At 60.7% G+C, this 24640-nt stretch carries 23 protein-coding genes and 2 tRNA genes; 12 read left to right on the top strand and 13 right to left on the bottom strand.

Translation table 11 applies throughout. The features are described from left to right. Positions 1-7 precede the first annotated feature (7 nt). The gene (locus CGS49_RS02305) at positions 8-844 is read right to left on the bottom strand and encodes a bifunctional hydroxymethylpyrimidine kinase/phosphomethylpyrimidine kinase (protein WP_242975327.1); all 837 of its coding nucleotides are present in this window, start codon (positions 842-844) and stop codon (positions 8-10) included. 187 nt (positions 845-1031) lie between these two features. On the opposite strand from CGS49_RS02305, the gene CGS49_RS02310 reads away from it, so the two are divergent. Next, positions 1032-1238 (top strand): hypothetical protein, encoded by a 207-nt coding sequence (locus CGS49_RS02310; protein WP_097800316.1) that lies wholly within the window; start codon positions 1032-1034, stop codon positions 1236-1238. A 46-nt stretch (positions 1239-1284) separates the two neighbouring features. Here CGS49_RS02310 and CGS49_RS02315 read toward each other — a convergent pair whose 3' ends face one another. The 3 genes from CGS49_RS02315 to mtaB all read right to left on the bottom strand — a co-directional run bounded on the left by CGS49_RS02315 (position 1285) and on the right by mtaB (position 5094). Beyond that, positions 1285-1758 (bottom strand): pilin, encoded by a 474-nt coding sequence (locus CGS49_RS02315; RefSeq protein ID WP_097800317.1) that lies wholly within the window; start codon positions 1756-1758, stop codon positions 1285-1287. Positions 1759-1998: 240 nt separating this feature from the next. Beyond that, the gene (locus tag CGS49_RS02320; protein ID WP_097800318.1) at positions 1999-3549 is read right to left on the bottom strand and encodes a 4Fe-4S dicluster domain-containing protein; all 1551 of its coding nucleotides are present in this window, start codon (positions 3547-3549) and stop codon (positions 1999-2001) included. A gap of 249 nt (positions 3550-3798) precedes the next feature. Then, complete coding sequence (gene mtaB / locus CGS49_RS02325) at positions 3799-5094, bottom strand: tRNA (N(6)-L-threonylcarbamoyladenosine(37)-C(2))-methylthiotransferase MtaB (RefSeq protein ID WP_097800319.1); 1296 nt, start codon at positions 5092-5094, stop codon at positions 3799-3801. A 187-nt stretch (positions 5095-5281) separates the two neighbouring features. On the opposite strand from mtaB, the gene CGS49_RS02330 reads away from it, so the two are divergent. From CGS49_RS02330 to plsY, 8 genes are all read left to right on the top strand, one after another. Further along, entirely contained in the window at positions 5282-6529 is a 1248-nt protein-coding gene (locus CGS49_RS02330) for a D-alanyl-D-alanine carboxypeptidase family protein (RefSeq protein WP_097800320.1), read from the top strand. 214 nt (positions 6530-6743) lie between these two features. After that, positions 6744-8075, top strand: a complete 1332-nt coding sequence (locus CGS49_RS02335) for a glucose-6-phosphate isomerase (RefSeq protein WP_097800321.1) — start codon at positions 6744-6746, stop codon at positions 8073-8075. A 64-nt stretch (positions 8076-8139) separates the two neighbouring features. Continuing rightward, positions 8140-8544: a hypothetical protein gene (locus CGS49_RS02340; RefSeq protein WP_097800322.1), complete on the top strand. Its 405-nt coding sequence runs from the start codon at positions 8140-8142 to the stop codon at positions 8542-8544. 143 nt (positions 8545-8687) lie between these two features. Next, positions 8688-9188, top strand: a complete 501-nt coding sequence (locus CGS49_RS02345; RefSeq protein WP_097800323.1) for a YceD family protein — start codon at positions 8688-8690, stop codon at positions 9186-9188. A gap of 26 nt (positions 9189-9214) precedes the next feature. Further along, a complete protein-coding gene (gene rpmF / locus CGS49_RS02350) occupies positions 9215-9394 on the top strand; it encodes a 50S ribosomal protein L32 (protein WP_005920250.1) in 180 nt (59 codons plus the stop codon). A gap of 199 nt (positions 9395-9593) precedes the next feature. After that, positions 9594-10919 (top strand): DUF512 domain-containing protein, encoded by a 1326-nt coding sequence (locus tag CGS49_RS02355; RefSeq protein ID WP_097800324.1) that lies wholly within the window; start codon positions 9594-9596, stop codon positions 10917-10919. Between the two features lie 30 nt (positions 10920-10949). After that, positions 10950-12293: a ribosome biogenesis GTPase Der gene (der, locus tag CGS49_RS02360; protein WP_097800325.1), complete on the top strand. Its 1344-nt coding sequence runs from the start codon at positions 10950-10952 to the stop codon at positions 12291-12293. A 27-nt stretch (positions 12294-12320) separates the two neighbouring features. Continuing rightward, positions 12321-12983 carry a glycerol-3-phosphate 1-O-acyltransferase PlsY gene (gene plsY / locus CGS49_RS02365; RefSeq protein ID WP_097800326.1) on the top strand — a complete coding sequence of 221 codons (663 nt, stop codon included), beginning with the start codon at positions 12321-12323 and terminating at the stop codon, positions 12981-12983. Positions 12984-13051: 68 nt separating this feature from the next. Here the strand turns inward: plsY and CGS49_RS02370 are convergent, their stop codons facing one another. From CGS49_RS02370 to CGS49_RS02385, 4 genes are all read right to left on the bottom strand, one after another. Beyond that, a complete protein-coding gene (locus tag CGS49_RS02370; protein WP_097800327.1) occupies positions 13052-13639 on the bottom strand; it encodes a transporter in 588 nt (195 codons plus the stop codon). Positions 13640-13798: 159 nt separating this feature from the next. Continuing rightward, positions 13799-14800, bottom strand: coding sequence for a substrate-binding domain-containing protein (locus CGS49_RS02375; RefSeq protein ID WP_097800328.1), 1002 nt, complete (start codon positions 14798-14800; stop codon positions 13799-13801). Between the two features lie 23 nt (positions 14801-14823). Continuing rightward, positions 14824-16449, bottom strand: a complete 1626-nt coding sequence (locus tag CGS49_RS02380; RefSeq protein WP_097800329.1) for a DUF5046 domain-containing protein — start codon at positions 16447-16449, stop codon at positions 14824-14826. A gap of 140 nt (positions 16450-16589) precedes the next feature. Continuing rightward, entirely contained in the window at positions 16590-17972 is a 1383-nt protein-coding gene (locus CGS49_RS02385) for an MATE family efflux transporter (RefSeq protein WP_097800330.1), read from the bottom strand. A gap of 366 nt (positions 17973-18338) precedes the next feature. Between CGS49_RS02385 and CGS49_RS02390 the strand changes: the two genes are divergently transcribed. Then, positions 18339-19175 (top strand): RICIN domain-containing protein, encoded by an 837-nt coding sequence (locus CGS49_RS02390; protein WP_242975328.1) that lies wholly within the window; start codon positions 18339-18341, stop codon positions 19173-19175. A gap of 73 nt (positions 19176-19248) precedes the next feature. Here the strand turns inward: CGS49_RS02390 and CGS49_RS02395 are convergent, their stop codons facing one another. Continuing rightward, positions 19249-19899: a Crp/Fnr family transcriptional regulator gene (locus CGS49_RS02395; protein ID WP_097800332.1), complete on the bottom strand. Its 651-nt coding sequence runs from the start codon at positions 19897-19899 to the stop codon at positions 19249-19251. 88 nt (positions 19900-19987) lie between these two features. On the opposite strand from CGS49_RS02395, the gene CGS49_RS02400 reads away from it, so the two are divergent. Beyond that, entirely contained in the window at positions 19988-20710 is a 723-nt protein-coding gene (locus CGS49_RS02400) for an ATP-binding protein (RefSeq protein ID WP_097800333.1), read from the top strand. Between the two features lie 51 nt (positions 20711-20761). Here the strand turns inward: CGS49_RS02400 and CGS49_RS02405 are convergent, their stop codons facing one another. The 3 genes from CGS49_RS02405 to CGS49_RS02415 all read right to left on the bottom strand — a co-directional run bounded on the left by CGS49_RS02405 (position 20762) and on the right by CGS49_RS02415 (position 22035). Beyond that, positions 20762-21613 carry a phosphoheptose isomerase family protein gene (locus CGS49_RS02405; protein WP_097800334.1) on the bottom strand — a complete coding sequence of 284 codons (852 nt, stop codon included), beginning with the start codon at positions 21611-21613 and terminating at the stop codon, positions 20762-20764. Positions 21614-21725: 112 nt separating this feature from the next. Further along, positions 21726-21817, bottom strand: a tRNA-Ser gene (locus CGS49_RS02410). Between the two features lie 126 nt (positions 21818-21943). Continuing rightward, positions 21944-22035, bottom strand: a tRNA-Ser gene (locus CGS49_RS02415). A gap of 247 nt (positions 22036-22282) precedes the next feature. On the opposite strand from CGS49_RS02415, the gene CGS49_RS02420 reads away from it, so the two are divergent. Next, a complete protein-coding gene (locus tag CGS49_RS02420) occupies positions 22283-23302 on the top strand; it encodes an alpha-hydroxy-acid oxidizing protein (protein ID WP_097800335.1) in 1020 nt (339 codons plus the stop codon). 259 nt (positions 23303-23561) lie between these two features. Here the strand turns inward: CGS49_RS02420 and spoIID are convergent, their stop codons facing one another. Then, positions 23562-24572, bottom strand: coding sequence for a stage II sporulation protein D (gene spoIID, locus CGS49_RS02425; RefSeq protein WP_097800336.1), 1011 nt, complete (start codon positions 24570-24572; stop codon positions 23562-23564). Positions 24573-24640 lie beyond the last annotated feature (68 nt).

A 24640-nucleotide genomic window follows, 5' to 3' on the forward strand; every position in this document is an offset into this window, starting at 1 on the left:
CACCCCCTCAGTCGTTCCAGGCCACCGGGCACAGCCGGGGCAGCAGGGGCTCGAACCAGACGCCGAACCGGGTGTCCTGTTCCGGCGGGGTGTTCTGGATGGCCAGGGCCACGAACTCGGCGGCGTTGTCGGCGGCAGCACTCAGGGCGTTGCCCTGCAGCAGCGAGCCAATCAGCACCGCGCCGTACAAGTCGCCTGTGCCGGGGAAGCTGCGGCGGATGTGCAGCTTCTTGACAAGGAAGCGGTCGCTGCCGCTGCCCGCGCAGCCGATGTACTGCCCCAGCGGCAGGCCGGTGACCACCGCGCCCGGGGCGATGGCGGTCAGCTCGTCGGCCAGGGCCTGTGCGGCCTCGTCGGTGAGGGGCTCGGTCTGGGGCGTGCGCTGCAGCAGAAGCTGGGCCTCGGTGTAGTTGGGCAGGATCAGGTCCGCCGCCTGGCACAGCGCCCGGATGCGGTCGATCAGTGCCGGGGTGACGGTGGAGTAGGCCTTGCCGTTATCGCCCATCACCGGGTCCACCACCTTTTTGGCGGCGGGCCACAGGGCAAAGGCTTTCTCGGCCAGGGCCACCTGCGCTTCGCCGCCCAGATAGCCGGTATAGATGCAGTCAAACTCCACACCCAGGGCACGGTAGTGCTCCAGCGCCTGCGCGCCGTAGGTGCTGCCGTCCAGCCGGGCGGGGTCGCCCAGGCCGCCGGTGTGGGTGGAGAGCACCACCGTGGGCAGGGCCACGGGCTGCACGCCCATGACCGACAGCACCGGCAGGATCACCGCCAGGCTGCACCGGCCCATACCGGACAGATCGTGGATGCAGAGAACTTTTTTGGGTTCAACAGGATATATCAAATAAGGGAACCTCCTTACCAGTATGCAGAATGGGCTGCGGCCGGGTGGACCCGCACACAACACCCCATCATAAACATCGTAGAACAGTATACCACAAATTTCTGCATAAAAAAAGCGGATACCAGATAGTTTACAGGAAATAATAATGCCGGAGACCGGATCTTTTCACCGAAAGGAGTTTTGCAACATGAAACACGAAACGAACAGTTCTTCCGGAATGCTGCTGGGCATGGCGGCCGGTGCGGCTCTGGGTGCCGTGGGCGTCATGGCCGCCACCCAGAACCAGCGCCAGCTGCGCCGCACCACCCGCAAGGTGATGAAGGGTGCAGAGAACGCCGTGCTGCAGCTGGACAAAATGGTCGGCGACTTTGTGGAAAAGCACATGGAAGGCTAAAAAAAAAAACGCCGTTCCGAACGGAACGGCGTTCTTTTTTGAACACTTACTTTACCCAGATGCACATGCGGGCGGTGGTGTTGATCTCGCCCAGGACACTCAGGTCCATCTGGATGTTGCAGGTGACGGTCAGCGCCTTGTTGGCGTCACTGCCGGTCAGCACGGACGCGGGCAGGTTCTTGATGGTGAGCACGGCCGTGCCCTTGGAGATATCACCGGAGACGGTGCCGGAGTAGGTCACGTCGCCGATGGTCAGGCCGGACAAATAGCCGGTGACGCCCATCTTGCTCACCTGCTGAATGGGCAGGGTGAGGGTGTAGGTGCCGTTGGACTGGCGGGTGAGGGTGGCGTCGCGGTCCGCGTCGATGCCGGTGTTGGCCATGGACTCCTTATCGGACTTTTCCTTCCAGAACTTGACGCCCACCTTGGAGCTGGAAGCAGCGCCTGCGCCCAGTGCCAGCATGCACAGCAGCACCAGCGAAAGCACCACGGAACCGATGCGTTTATAAGATCTTGTCATAAAGATTCAGCCTTTCCTGCCGCAGAAGGCGGCTCTTTACCGGCTTTGCGGGAACACGCCAAAATGGTGGAGAAAAGCCGGTTTGTCAATGCTACCATAGCATAGCTGGGGCAAAATGTCAATCTGCTTCGTAATTATTTCACAAAAATGTTGCACATTGACGGAATACAGTGGAAAATGCGACGAAAAGAGCCGCCTCTCCGGCGGGAGAAGCGGCTCTTTGAAAATCAGTAGCGGTACTTAGACCTCAAAGTTGGGGTCATCCTTCAAAACGTGGATCTCGCTCATGAAGGGGCTCTGCTCCGGGTCGGCGAAGGGAGCCTTCTTGATATACTGGTTCAGCTGGACGGCGGTGCGTGCGGGGTCGGCAATGGTGCCTGCGCCGCCGATGCAGCCGCCCGGGCAGCCCATGCCTTCCAGCAGGTAGCCGTTGTACTTGCCGGCCTTGGCCAGCATCAGCAGCTTCTTGCACTCGGCCAGGCCCTGTGCGGATGCGATCTTGACCTCCATGTCGGGGTGCCATTCCTTGATCTTGTCGGCAACGGCCTTGGCAACGCCGCCGGACTGTGCAAAGCCGCGGCCTGCAGCGGATGCAGCGTGCAGGGCTTCGTCCTCGTCCACCTCCAGCAGGCTGGTGTCGATGTCCTTGGCCTCGATGATGCCGGCCAGCTCCTCAAAGGTCAGCACGAAGTCCACGTCCGAACGGACGGTGCGGCGGGAAGCTTCCAGCTTCTTGGCGGCGCAGGGGCCGATGAAGCACATGCGGGCCTCGGGGTCCTTCTGCTTCATCATGCGGGCGGTGAACACCATGGGGGTCATGGTCATGGAGATGTTCTTGGCAAGATCGGGGAAGGCGGTCTTTGCCATCATGCTCCATGCCGGGCAGCAGGAAGTTGCCATGAAGTTCAGCTTCTCGGGCACTTCCTCCAAAAAGTCGTGTGCTTCGTCCACGGTGCACAGGTCGGCACCGATGGCAACCTCGACCACGTCGTAGAAACCGACGGCCTTCAGGGCGGCCTTGAGCTTGCCGGTGGAGGCCAGACCCGGGAACTGGTTGATGAAGGCGGGAGCCACCAGCGCGTAGATGCGGTCGCCGCGGTTGAAGCCCTGAATCAGCTGATAGATCTGGCCCTTGTCGGCGATGGCACCGAAGGGGCAGTTGACCAGGCACTGGCCGCAGGAAACGCACTTGCTGTAGTCGATCTCGGCACGGCCCAGCTCGTCAGAGTGGATGGCACCCATGCCGCAGGCGGCTGCGCAGGGGCGCTCGGTCTTGACGATGGCGTTGTAGGGGCACACGCCGACGCAGCGGCCGCACTTGATGCACTTGTCCTGATCGATGGTGGAGCGGCCGCTCTCCCAAGTGATGGCCTTCTTGGGGCACACTTCCATACAGGGGTGGGCCAGACAGCCCTGGCACAGGTCGGAGACCTTGACCAGCTTTTCCGGGCAGCGGTTGCAGGCGAACTTGATCACGTTCACCAGCGGGGGATCATAGTACTTATCGGCGATGGAAGCATCTTCCAGACCGGAGACGACGCTGTTGTGCTCGTCCATGCGGCGGGTGGGCAGGCCCATGGCCAGACGGACGCGCTCCTCAACGATGGCGCGCTCCAGGAAGATGTCCTTGCGCAGCTTGCCTTCCTCGCCGGGGATGATGGTGTAGGGGATCTTGCGCATCAGGTGGTTTGCCTGCTCACCCTTGACATTGGCGTAGGCCATGCGGGCGACCTCGGTGAACACCTGACGGCGGATCTGGATGACCGTGGTATTGATTCCTCTGAAACTCATTCCAATCTCTCCTTGCTTTGCTCAAAACGAACAGACTGCTCCGCGCCCCGGCAGCGAACCTGCCGCAGAAAAAGACGGAGCGCACGGGCCGCATTGGTACCACACCGCTGCAAACGGTGCTGCGGCCCGAAGATTCCAATTTCATTTTACCATAAAGGGAGTGGCAAGAAAAGAGAAAAAGCGCAAAATTTGTTAAAAATTTGCGCTTTTGTGCTTTTGTATAAAAGAACCAAAAATGAGGGCTGAAAATCAGCAGATCGCTGCGCGGACCCGTTCGCCGTCGTATTCGCCCAGGCGCACATGCACGATCTCGCCGCTCTTGTGCCCCGGGGCAGACACCACCACCGGGATGTACAGCCGGGTGTAGCCGGTGAACAGGGTGCCGGAAAGCGGCGTTTCCAGCAGCACGTCGTCCTCGGTGCCCACATAAGCCGCCAGCACTTCCCGGCGGATCTCCTCGGCCTGCGCGTTCATCACGCGGCTGCGCTCCTGCTTTTCGCGCTCATGCACCTGCTGGGGGAAGTCGTAGGCCGGGGTGCCGCTGCGGCGGGAGTAGGGGAAGACGTGCACCTTCAAAAAGCCGATCTTCTTCAAAAATTCGCAGCTCTCCTCAAAATCGGCCTGGGTCTCGCCGGGGAAGCCGCAGATGCAGTCGGTGGTGAAGCTGACCGGACGCTCTCCGTAGGCGGCGCGGATCTGGTCCACCACCTGTGCATACTGCTCGGCGGTGTAGACGCGGCGCATCCGGCGCAGGGTGGCGGTGCAGCCGCTCTGCAGGCTCAGGTGGAACTGCGGGCAGAGCTTGTCCACAGCGGCAAGGCGGGTGATGAACTCTGGCGTGAGCATATCGGGGTCCAGGCTGCCCAGACGGATGCGCTCGATGCCTGGCACCTCGGCGCACCTTTCCACCAGCTCCACAAGGTTCGTGCCGGTGTCCAGGCCGTAGCTGGGCAGGGAGATGGCGCTGAGCACCACCTCGCGGTAGCCGGCAGCCGCCAGCTGACGCAGCTCGGCCAGGATGCTGGCCTCATCGCGGCTGCGCACCGGGCCGCGGGCGCGGGGGATGACGCAGTAGGCGCACTGGCGGTTGCAGCCATCCTCCACCTTGATGAAAGCGCGGGTGTGGGTCTCGAACCGCTCCACAGGCAGTTCTTCAAACTTTTCGCCGCGCTGGTGGGGGGTGATGGCAACGATGCGCTCGTGACCGTCCAGGAGTTTTTGTACATTGTCCAGAATGGCCTTGCGGTCGCCGTTGCCGCACACGAGGTCGGCCTCGGTGAACTGGGCGGCTTCCTCCGGGAAGGCCTGCGGGTAGCAGCCGGTGAGCACCGTGACGGCACCGGGGTTCTCGCGCTTTTTGCGGCGCAGCCACTTGCGGCTTTTCTGGTCGCCAAAGTTGGTGACGGTGCAGCTGTTCACGATGAACACATCAGCCGGTTCACCTTCCTGCGCGACGGTGAAGCCGTTGGAGCGGAACATCTGTTCCAGCGCGCCGGTCTCGTTCAGGTTGACCTTGCAGCCCAGAGTATAAAAACAAACTCGCATGAGGGATATCCTTTCGACAAAACAGGGATTCGATTTGCAGTACCCCTCATTATATAACACAAAAGCACTGCCATGCAAGATGGAATTTGCACAGGCAGGTGCTTTTGTGTGGAAAACCGGGCAGACATGCCGCTCGCAGCTGCCGCATACACTGCAACCAGAGAGTTTGTGCGGGGAGGGAAGCGGAATGGAACGGAGAAATCTGGCGCTTTTGTGTGCAGGGGTGGTGTGCTTCTGGCTGTTTGCGCTGGCATTCGGCACAGCACAGGACAGCGGCCTGCGGTGGGTGGAAGCACCGGCCGCCGCGCAGACGGCTGCAGCAGAGGCCGGGGAGCCCGCCGCGCTCACGGCGGCGCAGCCGGACTTGACCCTCAACTGCCGCGCGGTCTGCCTGATCGACCAGGACACCGGCACCGTTTTATATGAAAAAAATGCCGACCAGCAGATGCCCATTGCCTCCATCACCAAGGTGATGACCCTACTGCTGACCTTTGAGGCCATCCACGACGGGCGGCTGACGCTGGACACCCTTGTGCCCGTGAGCGAGCACGCCTACCACATGGGCGGCAGCCAGATCTGGCTGGAACCCGGCGAGCAGTTCACGCTGGATGAGATGATCAAGGCCATCTGCGTGTCCTCGGCCAACGACGCCGCCGTGGCGGTGGCGGAGCTGGTGGGCGGCAGCGAACAGGGCTTTGTCCAGATGATGAACGACCGCGCCGCCGAGCTGGGCATGACGAACACCACCTTCCACAACGCCTGCGGGCTGGATACCGAAGGCCACCTTTCCACGGCCCGGGATGTGGCCATCATGAGCCGCCAGATTTTGACCACCTGCCCGGAGGTGCTGCACTATACCGGCATTTGGACCGACACCCTGCGGGGCGGGGCCACCCAGCTGGTGAACACCAACAAGCTGCTGCGGCGGTATAACGGCATCACCGGTCTGAAGACCGGCACCACCGGCGGGGCTGGGGTGTGCATCAGCGCCAGCGCCACCCGCGACGGGCTGAACCTGATCGCCGTGGTGCTGGGGGCACCTTCCAGCAAAGACCGGTTCGAAGCGGCCACCACCCTGCTGGACTATGGCTTTGCGGCATGGCGCGCGGCCCCGCTGCCCGCCATGGAAGACCGGCCTCTCCTTATAAAGGTAAGGGGCAGCGCCGAGGAGAGCGTGCCACTGGAATATTCCGCCCTGCCGGAAAGCATCCTGATGCCGAAGGAGAGCGCGGCCGAGCTCACCGCGCAGCTCACCCTGCCCGACGAGCTGGATGCACCGGTGCAGCAGGGCCAGGCCGTGGGCATGGTGCGCATCCTGGCCGGGGAGAGTGTGCTGGGCGAGTACGACATCTGCGCGGCGGCCGATGCGCCGGAGATGGATTTTGGCACGGCGCTGGGCCTGCTGTGGGGCACTTTGACCGGGCAGAGTGGTTGAAAGAACGCTTTACCGTCTAAAAGTAAAAAATGGACCGCCGAACGGAACTGGCTGTGTGAACAATTCTGGATGAAGAAACAAAAAAACACTATTAAAATTGTATGAAATCCAAGGATTTTGACCTTGACTTTACCCGGAGGGAACGGTACACTTATACCAAGATATTTCCTCGCGGGGCAAAGGTCCCGAAAATCGTTTTGGAGGTTATAATAAAATGAGTGTTGCACTGAACACGAAGCACCTCTCCGGTTTTATCAGCGGAGAGGAATATGCAGCCATCTACCCGCAGGTGGAAGCTGCCCACAAACAGCTGGAAGCAAAGTCCGGCCCGGGCAACGACTTCCTGGGCTGGATGTACCTGCCCCGCGACTATGATAAGGAAGAATTCGCCCGCATCAAGGCAGCCGCTGCCAAGATCCGTGAGGATTCCGACGTACTGGTGGTCGCCGGCATCGGCGGCAGCTACCTGGGTGCCCGCGCTGTGGTGGAGGCCGTCAAGGGCATGTACCACAACGAGATCGAGGACGGCCTGAAGATCTACTTCTGCGGCAACAGCATCAGCCCCACCTATCTGAACAACATCATCAGCCTGTGCAAGGGCAAGCGCTTCTCCATCAACGTCATCTCCAAGTCCGGCACCACCACCGAGACCAGCCTGGCCTTCCGCGTGCTGCGCGAGCTGCTGGAGAAGGAGATGGGCGTCGAGGAAGCCAACAAGCGCATCTACGCCACCACCGACCGTGCCAAGGGCACCCTGAAGCAGCTGGCCGACGCACAGGGCTGGCCCACCTTCGTGGTCCCCGATGACGTGGGCGGCCGCTACTCGGTGCTGAGCGCTGTGGGCCTGCTGCCCATCGCCGCCGCCGGCATCGACATCGACGAGCTGATGAAGGGCGCAGCCGACGCCATGGAGCGTTTCTCCGTGCTGAGCCCCGATAACGACGCTTACAAGTATGCAGCCATCCGCAACATCCTGTACCGCAAGGGCAAGAGCGTGGAAATTCTGGAATGCTACGAGCCGGACTTCACCCTGATGAACGAGTGGTACAAGCAGCTGTTCGGCGAGAGCGAGGGCAAGGACAACAAGGGCCTGTTCCCCGCAAGCTGCATCTTCTCCACCGACCTGCACTCCATGGGCCAGTTCATCCAGGAAGGCTCCCGCATCATGTTCGAGACCATCGTGGATGTGAAGAAGCCGGCACAGGATCTGTTCATTGACCCGCTGGAGGGCAACTTCGACGGCCTGAACTTCCTGGCAAACCAGAACATGAGCGTGGTCAACCGCAAGGCCATGGAGGGCACCATCCTCGCCCACACCGATGGCGGCGTGCCCGAGGTGCTGATCGAGGTGGACGACCTGTCCGCTTACAATGTGGGCTACCTGATCTACTTCTTCTGGCGTGCATGTGCCTGCAGCGGCTACCTGCTGAGCGTGAACCCCTTCAACCAGCCCGGCGTGGAAAGCTACAAGAAGAATATGTTCGCCCTGCTGGGCAAGCCCGGCTACGAGGGCCTGACCGCTGAGCTGGAAGCCAAGCTGAAGTAAAAACAGGACGTTATAAAAAATGATCTCCCGCCGCAAGGCGTGGAAAATACAGGAGGACTGAACTATGATTAAACTGATTGTTGGTACCAAGGGCTCCGGCAAGACCAAGGCGATGATCGACCAGATCAATGACGCGGTCAAGACCTCCAAGGGCAACGTGGTCGTCGTGGAAAAGGGCATGAAGCTCACCTACGACATCGCTCCTGCTGCACGTCTGATCGACCTGGACGAGTATAAGATCGCCGGCGGCGAAATGCTGTATGGCTTCGTTGCAGGCCTGATGGCAAGCAACTACGATATCACCGATCTGTACATCGACGGCATCCTGAAGGTGCTGGATCACGACATCAGCCGTCTGGGCGTTGTGCTGGACGAGATGGCCGCCATCGCAGGCGACTCCGTCAAGGTCACCGTCACCGTCAGCGCAGACGAGGCTGCTCTGCCCCACGACGTGAAGAAGTACCTGTAATCGACGCGAATTTCGGGATCTGAACCATTTTGAACAGGCAGAGGACCGGGAAATTTAAATTTTTTCGGTTTTCTGCCTGTTTTGGTGTTGACAAAGGGCTGCGTTGGAGATATACTAACAAAGCAGCCTTTCAGAGGTGTACTATGCAATTTGACCTGAGAAAGTTTATCGCCACCGGCAGACAACCTTATCATGCAGAGTTTCAGTGTGATTTATCTGCACATGATTATGCCGGGGCAAGGATCCCCCAGCCTGTCACGGCCGTGTTTGACGCGGAGACGGACGGCGACGAGATCCGGATGACACTGCGGGCAAACGCATCGGTGCACGGAGAGTGCGCCCGCTGCCTCGACCCGGTCGTTCGGGATGAGGTAGTCGATACGGAGTGGACGGTCAAGGAGCGGGATCTGGATGACCCGGATTTCGATCTTCCGCTGGACGAAAAAGGCCATCTGGATGTGGATGAATGGCTCAACCAGGAGTTCATGTTCCAGATTCCCACGGTGCTGCTTTGCAGTGCCGACTGCGCCGGGCTCTGCCCCGTGTGCGGCAAGAAAAAAGCGGAATGTACCTGTCAGCCGACAGAGCAGACCGAAGCTACCGTAGACACAAGGCTCGCGATCCTTAAATCACTGCTGAACTGATAAACCCATCAAGGAGGTGCAAAAATATGGCAGTACCTAAGAGACATCTTTCCAAGGCCCGCCGCGACAAGCGTCGCAGCAATGTTTGGAAGCTGGAGGCCCCCGCACTGGTCAAGTGCAGCAACTGTGGCTCTCTGAAGCTCCCCCACCAGGCATGTGGCAACTGCGGTTACTACAAGGGCGAGGAAGTCATCAAGAAGGCCTAATTTGCGCGGAATTGGTGGCATAATGGTGTTATGTACAGAAGGGGAGGGCGCACGCCTTCCCCTTCTTGTTCTGTAACAGAGAAAATCCAAATCAGAAGCCCTCTCAGCCGCTTTCGGGCGGTCGCTCTCCCGGTGCGGAGAGCTTTTTGTACGTGAAAATACCTTTTTATAAAAGGAAAAGGAGGTGGATGCTGTGGCAATGAAGATCGCGCGGGTGGACCCCGGCAGCGAAGCGGAAGCGCTGGGCCTTGGCCCGGGTGACGAGCTGCTGAGCGTGGACGAAAACGAGCTGAACGACAGCCTGGACTACGATTTTTATACCGACAGCAAAAGCTTCCACCTGAAAGCAAGGGTGGCGGACGGCATCCGCGAGTGGGACGTGCAGCGTGCAGAGCGCGGCCCCTTCGGCTGCGACTTCCAGACCTATCTGGGCGACCAGAAGCACTCCTGCTCCAACCACTGCATGTTCTGCTTCATTGACCAGCTGCCCCCGGGCATGCGCGAGAGTCTTTACTTCAAGGACGACGACGAGCGGCTCTCCTTCCTGTTCGGCAACTATATCACCATGACCAACATGCAGGACCACGAGATCGACCGCATCATCAAGATGCACATCTCGCCCATTAACATTTCGGTGCACACCACGAACCCTCAGCTGCGTGTGCGGATGCTGGCCAACAAGCGCGGCGGCGAGGTGCTCAAGTACCTGCCGCGGCTGGTGGAGGGCGGCATTGCCGTCAACTGCCAGCTGGTGCTGTGCCGCGGCATCAACGATGGCGACGAGCTGCGCCGCACCCTGAGCGATCTGCTGGAGCTGACCCCTATGGTGCAGAGCATCGCGGCGGTGCCCTGCGGCGTGACGGATTACCGCAAAAATCTGTTCCCGCAGACGCCCTACGACGCCGCCACCAGCGCCGAAGTCATCGACATCATGGAAGAATTCGGCGACGAGTGCAAGCGCCGCCACGGCAAGCGCATCATTTATCCCAGCGATGAATGGTACCTCAAGGCCGGGCGGCCTATCCCGCCGGAGGAGTTCTATGAGGACTTTGACCAGCTGGAAAACGGTGTGGGCATGATGCGCCTGTACGCCAAGGAATTCCTGGACGAGCTGGAAAAACCGCACCGCATCTTCGGCTCCAAAAAGCTGGACGTGGTCACCGGCGAGATGGCGTCGCCCCTCATCAACCAGATGATGGCCGAGCTGCACCGCCAGTACCCCATGATCGAGGTGACGGTGCACACCATCAAAAACAAGTTCTTCGGCGGCAATGTGGGCGTGGCAGGCCTTGTGACCGCCACCGACATCATTGCCCAGTGCGAGGGCAAACTGACCAGCGGCACGTTGGGCGTGCCTGCCGTGATGCTGCGCGAAGAAAAGGATACCTTTCTGGACGATATCACCACCGATCAGCTGGCCCAGCGCCTGGGCGTGAAGGTGGAGGTGCTGCCGACCTCTGGCGGCGACGAAGCCCGCGCTCTGCTGCGCAGCGGCCTGCACATTGCAAGGAGAAGAAAAGCATAAAACCTTTTGTTATAGAAAGGAGGAACCCCTATGAGCAAACCGATCGTAGCAGTGGTGGGCCGCCCCAACGTGGGCAAATCCACCCTGTTCAACAAGCTGTGCGGTCAGCGCCTTGCCATTGTGGAGGACACGCCGGGCATTACCCGTGACCGCATTTTTGCCAACTGCGAGTGGAACGGCCATGACTTTCTGCTGGTGGACACCGGCGGTATTGAGCCCAAGGCTACCGAGGGCATTCTGGCCCACATGCGGGAGCAGGCCCAGATCGCCATTGACACTGCAGACTGCATCATCATGGTGGTGGACGTGCGCGACGGCCTGACCGCCGCGGACGAGGATGTGGCCCACATGCTGCGCCGCAGCCACAAGCCCATCATTCTGGCCGTGAACAAGTGCGACAAGGTGGGCGATGCCCCCATGGAGATGTACGAGTTCTACAACCTCGGCTTTGACGAGGTGATGCCCATTTCGTCCGTGCACGGCCACGGCACCGGTGATCTGCTGGATGCTGTGTGTGCCCACCTCGATTTCAGCGAGACCGTGGTGGAGGAAGACCGCATCCCCGTTGCCATCATCGGCCGCCCCAACGTGGGCAAGTCCAGCCTGACCAACCGCATTCTGGGCGAGAACCGCATGATCGTGGCAAACGAGGCGGGCACCACCCGTGATGCCATTGACACCCCGGTGGACAACGCTTATGGCAAGTTCATCTTTACCGATACCGCCGGTCTGCGCAAGCGCAGCAACATCACCGACGGCCTGGAGCGCTATATGGTGGTGCGTGCGCTGGCCGCTGTGGAGCGCAGCCGCGTGGCACTGATCCTTGTGGATGCCACCGTCGGCTTCACCGAGCAGGACAGCAAGGTGGCCGGTTACGCCCACGAGCAGGGCAAGGCCTGCATCATCGTCGTGAACAAGTGGGACGCCGTGGAAGGCAAGGAGACCAACACCATGGAGCTGCAGCGCCGCGGCTATGCCGAGTGCTTCAGCTTTATGGGCTATGCGCCCATCATCTTCATCTCGGCCCAGACCGGTTACAACGTGAACAAGCTGATGCAGCTCATCCGCGACGTGGACAGCCAGAACGGTGCCCGCGTGCCCACCGGTGTGCTGAACGAGATGCTGGCCCGCGCCACGGCCCGTATGCAGCCACCCAGCGACAAGGGCCGCCGCCTGAAGATCTTCTACCTGACCCAGGCATCCACCCGCCCGCCCACGTTCGTGGCCTTCGTCAACTCGAAGCAGCTGTTCCACTTCAGCTATCAGCGGTATATCATCAACCAGATCCGCGAGAACTTTGGCCTGGAACACACCCCCATCCGTCTGGTCGTGCGCGAGCGCGGCTCCGGCGAAGTGGGCGCAAAGGACGTGTAAGCGCCCGCAAAGGAGGCATCTGGCTTTATGATGAAAACGATCCTCATCGCCGCAGCCACCATCCTGCAGGCCTATCTGCTGGGCAGTGTGGACGCCGGCATCCTCATCAGCAAGTTCGTATACCACGATGACGTGCGCAAGCACGGCAGCGGTGCCGCCGGTATGACCAACATGCTGCGCACCTTCGGCAAGAAGGCCGCTGCCATGACGGCGGCGGTGGATGTGCTCAAGGGCGTTGCCGCTGTGTGCATCGGCCGGTGGATGTTCCACCTGCTGCCCGCCGACGCCGGTGTTTCGCCGTATCTGGGCGTGTATCTGGCCGCGATTTTCGCAGTGCTGGGCCATCTGTACCCGCTGTACTTCGGCTTCAAGGGCGGCAAGGGCGTGCTGGTGGCAGGCGGTGCCATTCTGGCCATCCAGCCGGTGCTGCTGCCGTTTCTGGCCATCATCTTCCTCGTGTGCCTGATCCCCACCGGCATGGTGTCGCTGGGCAGCGTGGCCATGGCTGCGCTTTACCCGCTGCTGACCATCCTCTATGGTGTCATCCGGGGCTATGCCGCCGGTGATATGCTGGTGTGCGCCATCGGTTCGGGCTTCATGTCCGGCATGGTGATCTACATGCATCGTGCCAACATCCAGCGCATCCGTGAGGGCAAGGAGTACCGCTTCGGTAAGCACAATAAAAAATAAATCTGTAAATGCAACCACCCCGCAGCGTACCGGGTCTCCGGCAGCGCTGCGGGGTGGTTTTGTTTGTGTTATTCCAGTTCCGGCTCAGCCTGTTCAAAATCGTACTCGTCAAAGTCTTCTTCTTCGGAAGGAATGGCTTCGGCCACCTCGTTTTCGGCGCGCTTTTTCAGCCGGGTGAGGAACTCCTCCGCCGGGATGCCGCTCTGGCTGGGGGAAAGGTCCGGGGCCGGGTGGCCATCCGGCAGGTGGGCACCAAAGGCCGGAACAAAGAAGAACTTGCGCACGATGAAGATCAGCGCGATGGCCCCCACGCTGAGCAGATTTTCCAGCGCGGAGTCATGCCCCACCACCAGATGCCGGGCGATGGCGTACAGCAGCACTTCCAGGCTGCTGCCGGGGCTGTGCTTGGCCAGCATCTTGATGAACTCGATGCCAATGACGATGTCGAGACTGCGTTCCAGAAAGCTGCGGATCTCCACCTCGTTGCCGTCGATCAACAGGCCCGGCATCCACTTGATGAGCGGCACGGCACTGAGCAGCAGGCCGACGAGCACAAGGCCCGAGAGCAGGATCTCCAGCAGGCTGGACGCCTGAATGATGCGGTTGCGCAGTTTGGTGCGCCAGCGGCTTTCCACATGAGAAGAAGGATGGTCCATAACGTGTTCTCCTTTTCGGCAATCTGCTGCAAAATGTTCGACGGCTAGCTGACTTTATTGTAGCAGAAATGCAGAACGGTGTCAATCGACGGCGAGACAGCAAAAAAGGCTTCCCTCGGCGGGGAGGGAAGCCTTTCGGTGAAAATATGCCGCTGCGGGTCAGTTTGCAGTGCTTTCCGTGGTTTGCGGGCCCACCGCTACATAGCCGGACTTCTGGATGCAGTTCTGCCCGGCGTCGGTGTCCAGCCAGTCATAGAGCTGGCGCTCCGGGCTGTCGGCGGCGGCGTCTGCGTGGAGAACAGCGTAGAATTCGTTGCACAGCGGGTATTTCTCGCTGGCAATGGTGTCGTTGGAAGGCTCGACTCCATCCACGGCCAGCAGCCGCAGGCCGGGCTGGGAGTACATCTGGTCGATGTAGTAATACACCGAAAAGCCGATGGCGTTGGCGCTGTTGTTGTAGGCGGCAAGGCTGTCCACCAGTTCGCCCATAGCGGTGGGAGCCAGTTCGGTGGGCGGGTCCATCAGTTCGCCGCCCTGAATGAGCAGCTTTTTGAATAGGGTCTGGCTGCCGGAGTCCTCGCTGCGCTGGAAGGCTACGATGTCGAGATCATCGCCGCCGACCTCCTTCCAGTTGGTGATCTTACCGGCGTAGATGTCCTTCAGCTGCTGCCGGGTCAGGCTCTTGACCGGGTTTTCTTCATTAACGATGAACACCAGCGCATCCCGGCCGATGGGCTTCTGCTCCAGCTGAGCGTCGGCTTCCTTCAGCTCATCCTTCACGTAATCCGGCGCTTCGTATACCACCAGCATCCTGGCGGTGTAATCCTCATCCGGGTACAGGCCGAAGCTCTCCCACGCATAGGCGGTGGTGGAGACCGAAATAGCGCTCTGGGCGGCTTCCAGGTCGATGCCGGTCGTGTCGGCCATCATCTGAGCCATCAGCGGGATGCAGGCCGTGCTGCCGTCCAGCTTGGGGAAGTCCTCCACGGCAAACAGGCTGACGGGCGGCACTTCGCTCACCGAGGAAGCGGGCGCTTCCGGTGCGGCAGAAGCACTGCTGGCGGGTGCATCCGAACCCTTGCAGGCGGTAAGAACGCCCGCCGCCGAGCAGGCGGCTAGGCCCAGCAGAAAGCTGCGGCGGGTGATTTTTGCGTTTTTCATAAGAAGTCCCTCCCAAGTTGGGCTCAATAACCCAGTTCGTCATCGGAATTGATGGAAGAAAAGATGCTCTGGCAGAAAAGCCAATTGCCGTCGGTGTCCATCCAGCCGTAGTAGAAGCCGCGCTGCGCCACGAACACATGGTCGGGCAGGTGGTTCAGGCTGTTGGCGTAATAGCTGTAGCAGCTGCCGAGGCCGCTGAGTACCACGTTGCCGTTTTCGTCCAGCACGTCGCACAGCGAGCCGCTGTTGCTGAGGGTGTCGGAAACGCCGCAATACAGCGGACGGCCCTCCGGGGTGGCGGTGAGGTAGTTCAGGGCGTAGTATTTGCTCTGCAGATGGGTCAGGTCGGAGACAAGGCCCTCGGGGCCGTAGACGCGGGTGGCGGTGGTCTCGTAGTTGTCGTTGTTCCGCAGTTCCAGCCAGACGTAGCCGTTGCCCGCGCTGTCCATCATCACGCTCTGCTGGTTCTCCACCGGCTCCACGGTGGTATCTGTGATGATCTTGCCGGTGTCGGTGTCATAGACCCGCAGGCTGCCGTTTTTGGCATAGAGGGCGATGGTGTTGTCCGTGACACTGCAGGCATACAGCGGCGTCACCTCGCCGGTCTCAAGGTCGTGCAGGTCATAGCCGTAATCACCGGTGGTGCGCCAGGTGACCACAGAACCCGGGAAATAATGGCTGGGCATGTCCTCAAAGGTGCTGATGACCCCGCGGTCCTCGGTGGTCATGTCCCGCAGCTCGTACCGGCCATCGTCGGTGACAAAGCACGCCGTGCCGTTGCCGCAGGTCTGGGTGTAGCCCGTAAAACTTTCACCGGTGGTGGGATTATAAAGCATCTGGTCCACCGGTGCACCGTCGGCGTGGTAGGTATCCAGTTCCACCCAGTCGGTCAGCTCATCGGGCGAATAGGAAATGCGGTAAGCGGTGGAGGTGTCGGCTCCATACACCTGCGTGCCGTCTTTCGTCAGAACGATGACCCAGCTGTGCAGGGAGGTGTCATCGTCCCATTCGTCGTCGGCAAGGTCGGCCGGGCGGGCGTAGCAGGTATAGACGAGGCGGTCACCGCACACGACGCAGGCGTATGCGCCCTCCGGTACGGGCAGGCTTTCGCCGGTGGCCGGGTCGATGACCTGACAGGTGCCATAGCCGCTGTAGCCGTCCTGATATTCGCCGTTGACCAGCCGGCTTTCCTGCAGCACCAGCAGGCCGTTCTGCAGGGTGGCACTCTGTTCGCCGTCAAAGGCCAGCACTTCAGTGCCGTCCTTATCATAGAGGGCGCTGCGGCGTCCGCCCCGGCCGGTGGGGTCCGACCAGCTGCGGAACCAGTAATCCGTCTCGCCGGTGACGACATCCTGCAGAAGGGTTACATTTTCACTGCGGGCAGACTGGTACAGCACCTTGCTGCCGCAGAGGATGGCGGTGCTGCTGCCGGCACGGTCGTAGCCGTAGAGCGCCCGCAGCTGGCCGTCGTCCAGCCGGGAGGCGTCGTACAGCGGCTTGCCGCTTGAGTCGGTGGGGACCGAGGCCGACGATGCCGGTTTGCTGGAAGCGGGAGGCAGCACGGCGCACCCGCAGCCCAGCGCGAGACTGAGCGAGACGCACACGGCGGCGCAGCCGATGCGGTTCATCTGGGAAGAAAAGCGTTTCATACGATCACTCCTTGTCAATGCAGAGGAACCGAAAAGCATTCTTGTAAATGGGAAAAATCCCGATTCAATTATAATACGAAACAGCCGCGCTTTCCATTGCAGGAAAACGCGGCTGTTGATTACAGTTTGGTGACAAGCGTTCAGGACGCCGTTTTGGCGTGCTCGGCGTCGTCCATCCGGCCCAGCTGGTTCAGGAACGCCAGCAGGAAGGGCACCGAGACGAGGAAGGTGAGCACATCCGCAATGGGCTGGCAGATCTCCACGCCCACAAGGCCGTGGGTGCGGGGCAGCAGGAGAATGAGCGGGATGAAGAACACGCCCTGGCGGCAGCAGGCCAGGAAGGTGGCGCGCCCGGCCTTGCCCACGCTCTGGAAGGTCATGTTCGCCACAACGATGACCGGCTGCAGCAGCACGGCCAGACACTGGTAATGGAAGGCGGGCAGGGCGATGGCCGTCACCTCCGGGTCGTCGCGGAACAGCCGGATGAGGGCATCACCGTTCAGCCAGCACAGGCCCACCAGCACCACCAGCATACAGAAGGCCGCACCTACCGTAAAGATGGCCGCCTGCCGCACCCGGCGGTACTTGCGGGCACCATAATTGAAGGACGCCACCGGCTGCAGGCCCTGCCCGACACCGATGGCCACCGAGATGATGAACATGAAGATGCGGGAGACGATGCTCATGCCGGCCACGGCGGCGTCGCCGTAGCTGCGGGCGGCAATGTTCAGCAGCATACCGCCGATGCTCTGCAGGCCCTGGCGGCCGAAGCTGGGCGCGCCGCCGATCAAAATCATGCCGAACTCCCGGGCTTCACGGGTGACGGCGGTGATGCGGAACTGGCTGACTGTTTTGCCCCGCAGGAACATGGACAGCAGGATGCCAAAGCTGATGGTCTGGCTGAGGGCGGTGGCGATGCCCGCACCGGCGGTGCCGAGGCCGAAGCCGAACATGAAGACGGGGTCCAGCACGATGTTCAGCACGCCGCCGGTGACTAGGCCGATCATGGCAAAGCTGGCCTTGCCCTCATAGCGCAGGATGTTGTTCATCACAAGGCTGGAGATCATCAGCGGGGCCGCGATAAGGATGGGCCGCGCATAGGCACAGGCGTGGGGCAGAATGGTGGACGTGCTGCCCAGCAGCATCATGAAGCCGGGCAGGGTCGCAAGGCCGATGACGGCCAGCACCACGCCGACGGCCAGTGCCGTAAAAAAGCTGGTGGAAGCAAAACGGGTGGCGGCCTCGGTGTTGCGGCTGCCCAGGCTGCGGCTGATGATGGTGCCGGAGCCGTGGCCCAGCGTGAAGCCCAGCGCCTGAATGATGGCCATCAGGCTGGAGACCACGCCCACCGCGCCGGACGCGCTGGTGGAGATCTGGCCCACAAAGAAGGTGTCGGCCAGGTTGTAGATGCTGGTGATGAGCATACTTAAAATGGTGGGAGCCGCCAGCCCTAAGATCAGCTTGGGGATGGGCGTCTCGGTCATCTTTTTATATTGCCGGATGTTGAGTTCATCGGATGTCATGAAAGGACCTCCTTCTTTTTATAGGATGCGAAAACCGCCCTGTGTGACAAAGGGCGGCGGATGATTCTGGCGGGTGCACGGAGCACCGGCACATAGTATAACGCAGCTGCGGCGAAAAGTCGAGAGCCCCGGAAACAGAAAAATGCACGCTTTGGGCCGGTCGAGCGGGAGAAAAACCACCCGAAAGGGCAGAGCTTTTTGTCAGTTTTGCTAAAGGATGGTCGAATTACTTGTGAAAAATCACGATATGTGGTATCATTTACCATGAGGAGAACAAAGAGGCCTGCACGCTGGTGCAGGCACCGGACAATATGGGCGGCCGCCGCAGGCAGAGCAGGGCCGGCCATGAACCATAGGGAGGAAAAAATGATGAAAACTGTCGCACAGACCGTGATCGAAGCCGATCACTTTTACACCATCGCCGCGCACACCGGCAACGTCATCCAGGCTGTGGAGGGCGCGAAGGAAGGCGGCACCGTTCGTCTGGGCAAGTATGAGCACAAGCCCGAGCAGGAGTGGAGTTTCGTCCGCGTGGGCGACGGCGTCTACCGCATCCGCAACCGCGCTTCCGGCAAGCTGCTGGACCTGACCATGACCGGCACCGCCAACGGCACCTGGCTGCATCTGTGGGAGGATGTGGGCGGCACCTCCCAGATGTGGAGCGTCCAGCCCACCCCAGAAGGCACCGTGCGCCTGCGCTCGTCCTGGGCCGGCGGCAAGTGTGTGGACACTGTGGGCATGGGGGCCGCTGTGGGCACCGTGCTGCAGATCTGGCAGGAAGTGCCCGGCGCAGAGGACCAGCTGTGGACCATCAATGAGGTGAAGGAGCGCGCAAAGCGTGCCGCCGCCAAGAAGGCTGAGGAGCCTGCCGTGGAAGCTGCGGAAGCTGCCCCCGCCGAGGAAAAGGCCCCGGCTAAAAAGCCTGCCGCCCGCAAGCCCCGCACCACCAAGAAGGCAGCCGCCAAGGCGGAAGAACCGAAGGCAGAGGAAACTGTGAAGACCGAAGCAACTCCGGTGGAAAAGCCCGCAAAGCCTGCCCGCAAGACTGCCGCCAAGAAGACCACAAAGGCGGCTGCCAAGGCAGAAACGGCCGAAGCCGCTCCCGCCGCAAAGGCCGAGGCACCCGCAGAGGAAAAGCCTGCAGCAGAGAAGCCCAAGCGCAAGTGCGCACCCCGCAAGAAGGCCGTGAAGGAAACGGTCTGAGCCTGACCGAGAAAAGCAATGCCCGCCGTGTTTCGAAAAATGCGGCGGGCATTTTTGTGCCTTTGCAGCGGAGTCATTCCGGCAGTTCGTTCAGCCGGAAGTGGTTCTTTTCAAATTCCAGCAGGCCTTCGTCCCGCATTTTGCACAGCTCTTTGGAGAGGGCGCTGCGGTCCAGGTTGAGGTAATCGGCCATCTGCTGGCGGTTGAAGGGCACGTCGAACTCCAGCCCGCCCGCCTTTGCCGCCTGCGCGGAAAAGTAGGTCAGCAGGCGGCCGCGTACCGTTTTGGGTGTGGTGCAGAAGATGCGCTGGGAAAGGCTCAGGCTCTTGCGCATGGAAACGGCCAGCAGGTTGCGCAGCAGAGTATCCCGCACAGCGGGGGACACTCTGGCGTCGGAAAGGACACGGGTGCTCAGCAGCAGCACGGTGCAGTCCTCGGCGGCAACGGCATCCACCATCAGTGCGTCGCCGCAGAAGGCGTAGGTCTCCGCGAAGGCCTGCCCGGCGGAAATGCTGCTCAGGATGCTTTTGGTGCCCCAGAGGTCGAGGTTCTCGATGTGGACGGTGCCCTGCACCACCACGCCGATCTCCTGCACCCGGCTCCCGGCGCGGAAAATGACGGTGTGCTTTGCAAATGTTTTCTGCCGCAGCAGCCCGGCGGCAGCAAGGGCATCCAGATCAGCCGGCGAAAGGCCCTGGAACAAAGGCGAAGGAACAAGTTTCATGAAAAAATCCTCGTTTCGTGGTTATGGCAACCGAAGCTTTGGCCTGATTATAGTATACTCAGTTCATCAAAGCAAGGAGGACTTTCCCATGATCCGCAAAATCATTCATATAGACGAAGAAAAATGCAACGGCTGCGGGGCCTGTGTCACCGCCTGCCATGAAGGAGCCATCGGCCTTGTAAACGGCAAGGCAAAGCTTATGCGGGACGACTACTGCGACGGCTTTGGCGACTGCCTGCCCGGCTGCCCCACCGGTGCCATCACCTTCACCGAGCGCGAAGCCGCCGCCTACGACGAGCAGGCCGTGCTGGAGAACAAGCAGAAAAAGGCAGCGGCTGCCGCCGAAAAGCCTGCCGCTCCGGCCTTCCACGGCTGCCCGGGCAGCGCCATGCGCAAGTTCCACCGGGAGCAGGCAGCCGCACCCGCTGCCGCTGCACCGCTGCAGTCCCAGCTGGCGCAGTGGCCCTGCCAGATCAAGCTGGTGCCGGTGAACGCGCCCTATTTTGACGGTGCCAAGCTGCTCATCGCCGCCGACTGCACCGCCTATGCCTACGCGAACATCCACGAGGAGTTCATGAAGGGCCATGTCACCCTCATCGGCTGTCCGAAGCTGGACGCCGTGGATTACAGCGAAAAGCTGACCGAGATCATCCGTAACAATGACATCAAGAGCGTGACCGTGCTGCGCATGGAGGTGCCCTGCTGCGGTGGGCTGGAACATGCCGCCGTCACGGCCCTGAAGAACAGCGGCAAGTTCATCCCGTGGAATGTGGTGACCTTCTCCACCGACGGGCGCATCCTGGACCGGTAATTGATAAGAAACACAAAAAGAGCAGACGCATCGCGTCTGCTCTTTTTGTGTTTAAGATGCATTCTGCACGAACTGCAGAACGCTCTGGATGGTCTCGCGGATCTGGACCAGCGTCTGGATGTCGTCATCCTTCATGCAGGAGGTAGGCGCGGTGAGGGTTACGGTCCGGGCGCTCACGGTGCCGGAAAGCCGGATGGTGACATCGTGCGCCGGGATGGTGAGCTGCAGCTCCACCGGGATGGCGTCGTCAAAGAATTTGTCCTTCTGGAAGCCGACGACCAGCACCGGGGCATCGGCACCGGCGCTGCCGGTGTTCAGCTGGAAGTAGAGGTAGCCGTCTCTTGCACTTTCCGGCTGGACCCGCTGCAGGCCCTTTGCATCCAGCTGGAATTCGGTCACGTCCTGCAGGCTGGTGGCCTCGGTGTCGACACCCAGCAGGCTGGCCAGCTGGCTTTGGGAGATGTAGCTGCCCAGCGACCAATCCGGGATCAGCAGCCCGGCCAGCGGATAGGCATCCGTGATGGAAGTGCGGACGTTCCGGTACAGCTGGCCCACATCATAAAGGGTCTCGTCGCTGCTGACGTACACCCGGGTGAGCGGGTCGGCCGGGATCACGGCCTTTTTTGCCGCGATGCTCAGCTGCAAAGCGTCCGGCGCATACTGGCCGGTGACGGTGCCGTTGGTGGCCCCGGCCTGCTGCAGGATGCCGTAAAGGGCAGGGGAGTCGGCGGTGGGGGTGATCTCGTAATCCAGCGTGAAGCTGGCCCCGGCCTGCAGGGCCTTGACCCGGCGGGCGACCAGACTGTAGCCGACGGCCGCCGCCACAACGGCGATGAGAAGCAGGCACAGCACCACGATGACAGCAATGGAGAGGCCGCGCCTTTTCTTGCGGGAAGAAGCCATGATGATCCTCCTTCGGTAAAACGATATTTTGTTCAGCATAGCGGAAGCGGAGCAAAAAGTCAAGCAGACGGCGGAAAAACAAAAAGTCCGAAACCTTTCGGTTCCGGACTTCTGGCGGAAAGATGGGGATTCGAACCCCAGAACGCTTTTGACACGTTACACGATTTCCAGTCGTGCGCCTTAGACCAACTCAGCCATCTTTCCATATTCAGTTCTGCGCCTTGGCGCCACACTATAATACCTGAAAGAAGCCCGTTTGTCAAGGACTTTTTTCAAATGCGGAAAACGGCGGAAAAACAAAAAGTCCGGAACTTTTCAGTTCCGGACTTCTGGCGGAAAGATGGGGATTCGAACCCCAGAACGCTTTTGACACGTTACACGATTTCCAGTCGTGCGCCTTAGACCAACTCAGCCATCTTTCCATATTCAGTTCCGCGCCTCAGCGCCCTACTATAATACCTGAAAGAGGAATATTTGTCAAGGATTTTTTCGAAAAAATTGCAATTTGGAGAAAAATGACGCTCCTGCGCAGGAGGACCGGAACGAACCGGCGCAGAAAATGTCCAAAGCTCTTGACGAAGGAAAAAAACGGGGCTATGATGAGGGCAGAGAGTGCTGCGGCAGGTCGTTTTGCGCCGCAGAAAGAGGAACAAAGGAGGATATTTTATCATGACTTATTCGGAAGTGCTGGCCAATGCCCGCGAGTGCATCGGCAAATACTGCAAGGCCTGCCCGGTGTGCAACGGCGTAGCCTGCAAAAACCAGATCCCCGGCCCCGGTGCCAAGGGCGTGGGTGACACGGCCATCCGCAATTATAATAAGTGGGCCGACATCCGCGTGAACATGGACACCCTGTGCGAGGGCGGCACCCCGGACACCCATGTGGAGCTGTTCGGCAAGACGTTTGCCTACCCCTTCTTTGCGGGCCCGGTGGGTGCCGTGAACCTGCACTACTCCGAAGCTTACACGGACATGACTTATAATGATGTGCTGGTGCGTGCCTGCGCCGAGAACGGTATCGCGGCCTTCACTGGTGACGGCACCAACCCCACCGTGATGGAGATGGCCACCAAGGCCATCGGCGCGGCGAACGGCTGCGGCGTACCCACCATCAAGCCTTGGAACATCGACACCATCAAGGAGAAGATGGCCGAGGCCAAGGCCAGCGGCTGCTTTGCCGTGGCCATGGATGTGGACGCAGCGGGTCTGCCGTTCCTGAAAAACATGACCCCGCCGGCCGGCAGCAAGAGCGTGGAAGAATTGGCCGAGATCGTCAAGCTGGCCGAGCGCCCGTTCATCGTCAAGGGCGTCATGACCGTCAAGGGGGCCCTGAAGGCAAAGGAAGCCGGTGCTGCTGCCATCGTGGTGTCCAACCACGGCGGCCGCGTGCTGGACCAGTGCCCTGCCACTGCCGAGGTGCTGCCGGAGATCGCAGCGGCTCTCAAGGACACCGGCGTGAAGGTGCTGGTGGACGGCGGCATCCGCACCGGTGTGGATGTGTTCAAGGCGCTGGCACTGGGCGCAGACGGCGTGCTGATCTGCCGCCCCTTTGTCACGGCTGTGTACGGCGGCGGTGAAGAAGGCGTGAAGTGCTACATTGATAAGCTGGCCGGGGAACTGGCCGACACCATGCAGATGTGCGGTGCGCATTCTCTGGCGGAGATCACGCCGGATATGGTGCGTATCTGAGCGTAACCATTTAAAATGGCCGCCGTTTCACTCTAGCCATATTCAGAGGAAAAATTATTTGTATTTGTAAATCGGCAAAGCCTGCGGGCTTTGCCGATTTACTTTTTCACAGAAAGGGTCGGTACGGAAAACAACGTTTGATTCGTGGAACATTTCATAAGATGAAGCTTCCTGTTATGGCCCCATCCCGTGAAAAAGAACTCCAGAAAAATCCGCTGATATGCTCAGAGCGGAGCGGAGAGCATTTTAAATTGTAAATTTACCGCAGCAGTTGCGTTCCCGGGTAGTAATGCGCTAAAATATCCGCATACCCTGCGCCCTGTTCCGCCATCGCCTTTGCACCCCATTGGCTCAGGCCGACCCCGTGGCCGTAGCCCCGGGTGGTGAAGCTGAAATTCCCGCTCTGGTACTGCACCGTAAAACAGGTGCTGCGCAAGCCCAGCACCCGCCGCAGCGCCGTGCCGGAGACAATCTGCCCGCACACCGGGAGTGCTTTTGCATACCCGGCGGCGGTCAGCTCGGCCGGGCCGAACCAGCTTTCCGGCGCGGCAAGGTCGGCGGTCAGCCCCAGCCCAGCCAGTGCCTGCTGCACCTGTGCGGCCGAGAAGGTGACGGTGTATTCGTAGTTGTCGGCGGCGAGGTCGGTGCTGCTGTCCACCGAGACGAGGTAGGGCAGGGCAGAGCCCCAGACGTTCTCGCTGGCCTCGGTCCGGCCGTTGGAGATGGCAAAGTAGCTGGTGCAGGCGGGGGAATTCTCATACGTAAGGAGGTCGTCCAGTACTTCGTCCACAAGGGACGAGAGCCTGGCATAGTTTTCGTCATAAGCGGTGCCCCAGTAGCTGCGCAGCACCGGCTCGGTCAGGCAGCCCTGCCGCCGGGCAGGGTCGGCGGTGAGCCAGGCACCGTTCTCGGCGGCGGAATGGTCGCGGCAATAGAGGGCATAGGTGTGGGCAGCCACGGCCTGCGCCTTGAGCGCTTCGTCCGGCCAACTCACCGGCATCTCGGCGGCCACGGCACCAAGAACATAGTCCCGGCGGGACAGCTCCACCACCTGCCCGGTGGAGCTGTCCTCGAACCGGAAGGTCTCAGAATCGGCGGAGGGTGCTTCCGCCGCGCTGCTGTCGGCAGGCGGTACACTGGGCACGGCATCCTCCGATGCTGCGGGCGTTTCCGGCGCAAGGACGGCCCGGGTGAGCCGATAGCTCACCAGCGGCAGCGCACTGCCCAGCACCAGCAGTGCCGCACACAAGAGCAGAAAAAACTTTTTCATAGCCGAACCCCCTCCGACAACCGTGTTTTTTAAATCAGAATACCGGAAACAGGATGCAAAACGATGCG

The sequence above is a fragment of the Faecalibacterium langellae genome, from assembly GCF_002549775.1.
GTDB lineage: Bacteria > Bacillota > Clostridia > Oscillospirales > Ruminococcaceae > Faecalibacterium > Faecalibacterium langellae.

Excerpts from the sequence above, each read along its gene's own strand:
- CGS49_RS02310 (WP_097800316.1), top strand. The coding sequence starts at position 1,032 with ATGAAACACGAAACGAACAGTTCTTCCGGAATGCTGCTGGGCATGGCG.
- CGS49_RS02315 (WP_097800317.1), bottom strand. The coding sequence starts at position 1,758 with ATGACAAGATCTTATAAACGCATCGGTTCCGTGGTGCTTTCGCTGGTG.
- CGS49_RS02320 (WP_097800318.1), bottom strand. The coding sequence starts at position 3,549 with ATGAGTTTCAGAGGAATCAATACCACGGTCATCCAGATCCGCCGTCAG.
- mtaB (WP_097800319.1), bottom strand. The coding sequence starts at position 5,094 with ATGCGAGTTTGTTTTTATACTCTGGGCTGCAAGGTCAACCTGAACGAG.
- CGS49_RS02330 (WP_097800320.1), top strand. The coding sequence starts at position 5,282 with ATGGAACGGAGAAATCTGGCGCTTTTGTGTGCAGGGGTGGTGTGCTTC.
- CGS49_RS02335 (WP_097800321.1), top strand. The coding sequence starts at position 6,744 with ATGAGTGTTGCACTGAACACGAAGCACCTCTCCGGTTTTATCAGCGGA.
- CGS49_RS02340 (WP_097800322.1), top strand. The coding sequence starts at position 8,140 with ATGATTAAACTGATTGTTGGTACCAAGGGCTCCGGCAAGACCAAGGCG.
- CGS49_RS02345 (WP_097800323.1), top strand. The coding sequence starts at position 8,688 with ATGCAATTTGACCTGAGAAAGTTTATCGCCACCGGCAGACAACCTTAT.
- rpmF (WP_005920250.1), top strand. The coding sequence starts at position 9,215 with ATGGCAGTACCTAAGAGACATCTTTCCAAGGCCCGCCGCGACAAGCGT.
- CGS49_RS02355 (WP_097800324.1), top strand. The coding sequence starts at position 9,594 with ATGAAGATCGCGCGGGTGGACCCCGGCAGCGAAGCGGAAGCGCTGGGC.
- der (WP_097800325.1), top strand. The coding sequence starts at position 10,950 with ATGAGCAAACCGATCGTAGCAGTGGTGGGCCGCCCCAACGTGGGCAAA.
- plsY (WP_097800326.1), top strand. The coding sequence starts at position 12,321 with ATGATGAAAACGATCCTCATCGCCGCAGCCACCATCCTGCAGGCCTAT.
- CGS49_RS02370 (WP_097800327.1), bottom strand. The coding sequence starts at position 13,639 with ATGGACCATCCTTCTTCTCATGTGGAAAGCCGCTGGCGCACCAAACTG.
- CGS49_RS02375 (WP_097800328.1), bottom strand. The coding sequence starts at position 14,800 with ATGAAAAACGCAAAAATCACCCGCCGCAGCTTTCTGCTGGGCCTAGCC.
- CGS49_RS02380 (WP_097800329.1), bottom strand. The coding sequence starts at position 16,449 with ATGAAACGCTTTTCTTCCCAGATGAACCGCATCGGCTGCGCCGCCGTG.
- CGS49_RS02385 (WP_097800330.1), bottom strand. The coding sequence starts at position 17,972 with ATGACATCCGATGAACTCAACATCCGGCAATATAAAAAGATGACCGAG.
- CGS49_RS02390 (WP_242975328.1), top strand. The coding sequence starts at position 18,339 with ATGATGAAAACTGTCGCACAGACCGTGATCGAAGCCGATCACTTTTAC.
- CGS49_RS02395 (WP_097800332.1), bottom strand. The coding sequence starts at position 19,899 with ATGAAACTTGTTCCTTCGCCTTTGTTCCAGGGCCTTTCGCCGGCTGAT.
- CGS49_RS02400 (WP_097800333.1), top strand. The coding sequence starts at position 19,988 with ATGATCCGCAAAATCATTCATATAGACGAAGAAAAATGCAACGGCTGC.
- CGS49_RS02405 (WP_097800334.1), bottom strand. The coding sequence starts at position 21,613 with ATGGCTTCTTCCCGCAAGAAAAGGCGCGGCCTCTCCATTGCTGTCATC.
- CGS49_RS02420 (WP_097800335.1), top strand. The coding sequence starts at position 22,283 with ATGACTTATTCGGAAGTGCTGGCCAATGCCCGCGAGTGCATCGGCAAA.
- spoIID (WP_097800336.1), bottom strand. The coding sequence starts at position 24,572 with ATGAAAAAGTTTTTTCTGCTCTTGTGTGCGGCACTGCTGGTGCTGGGC.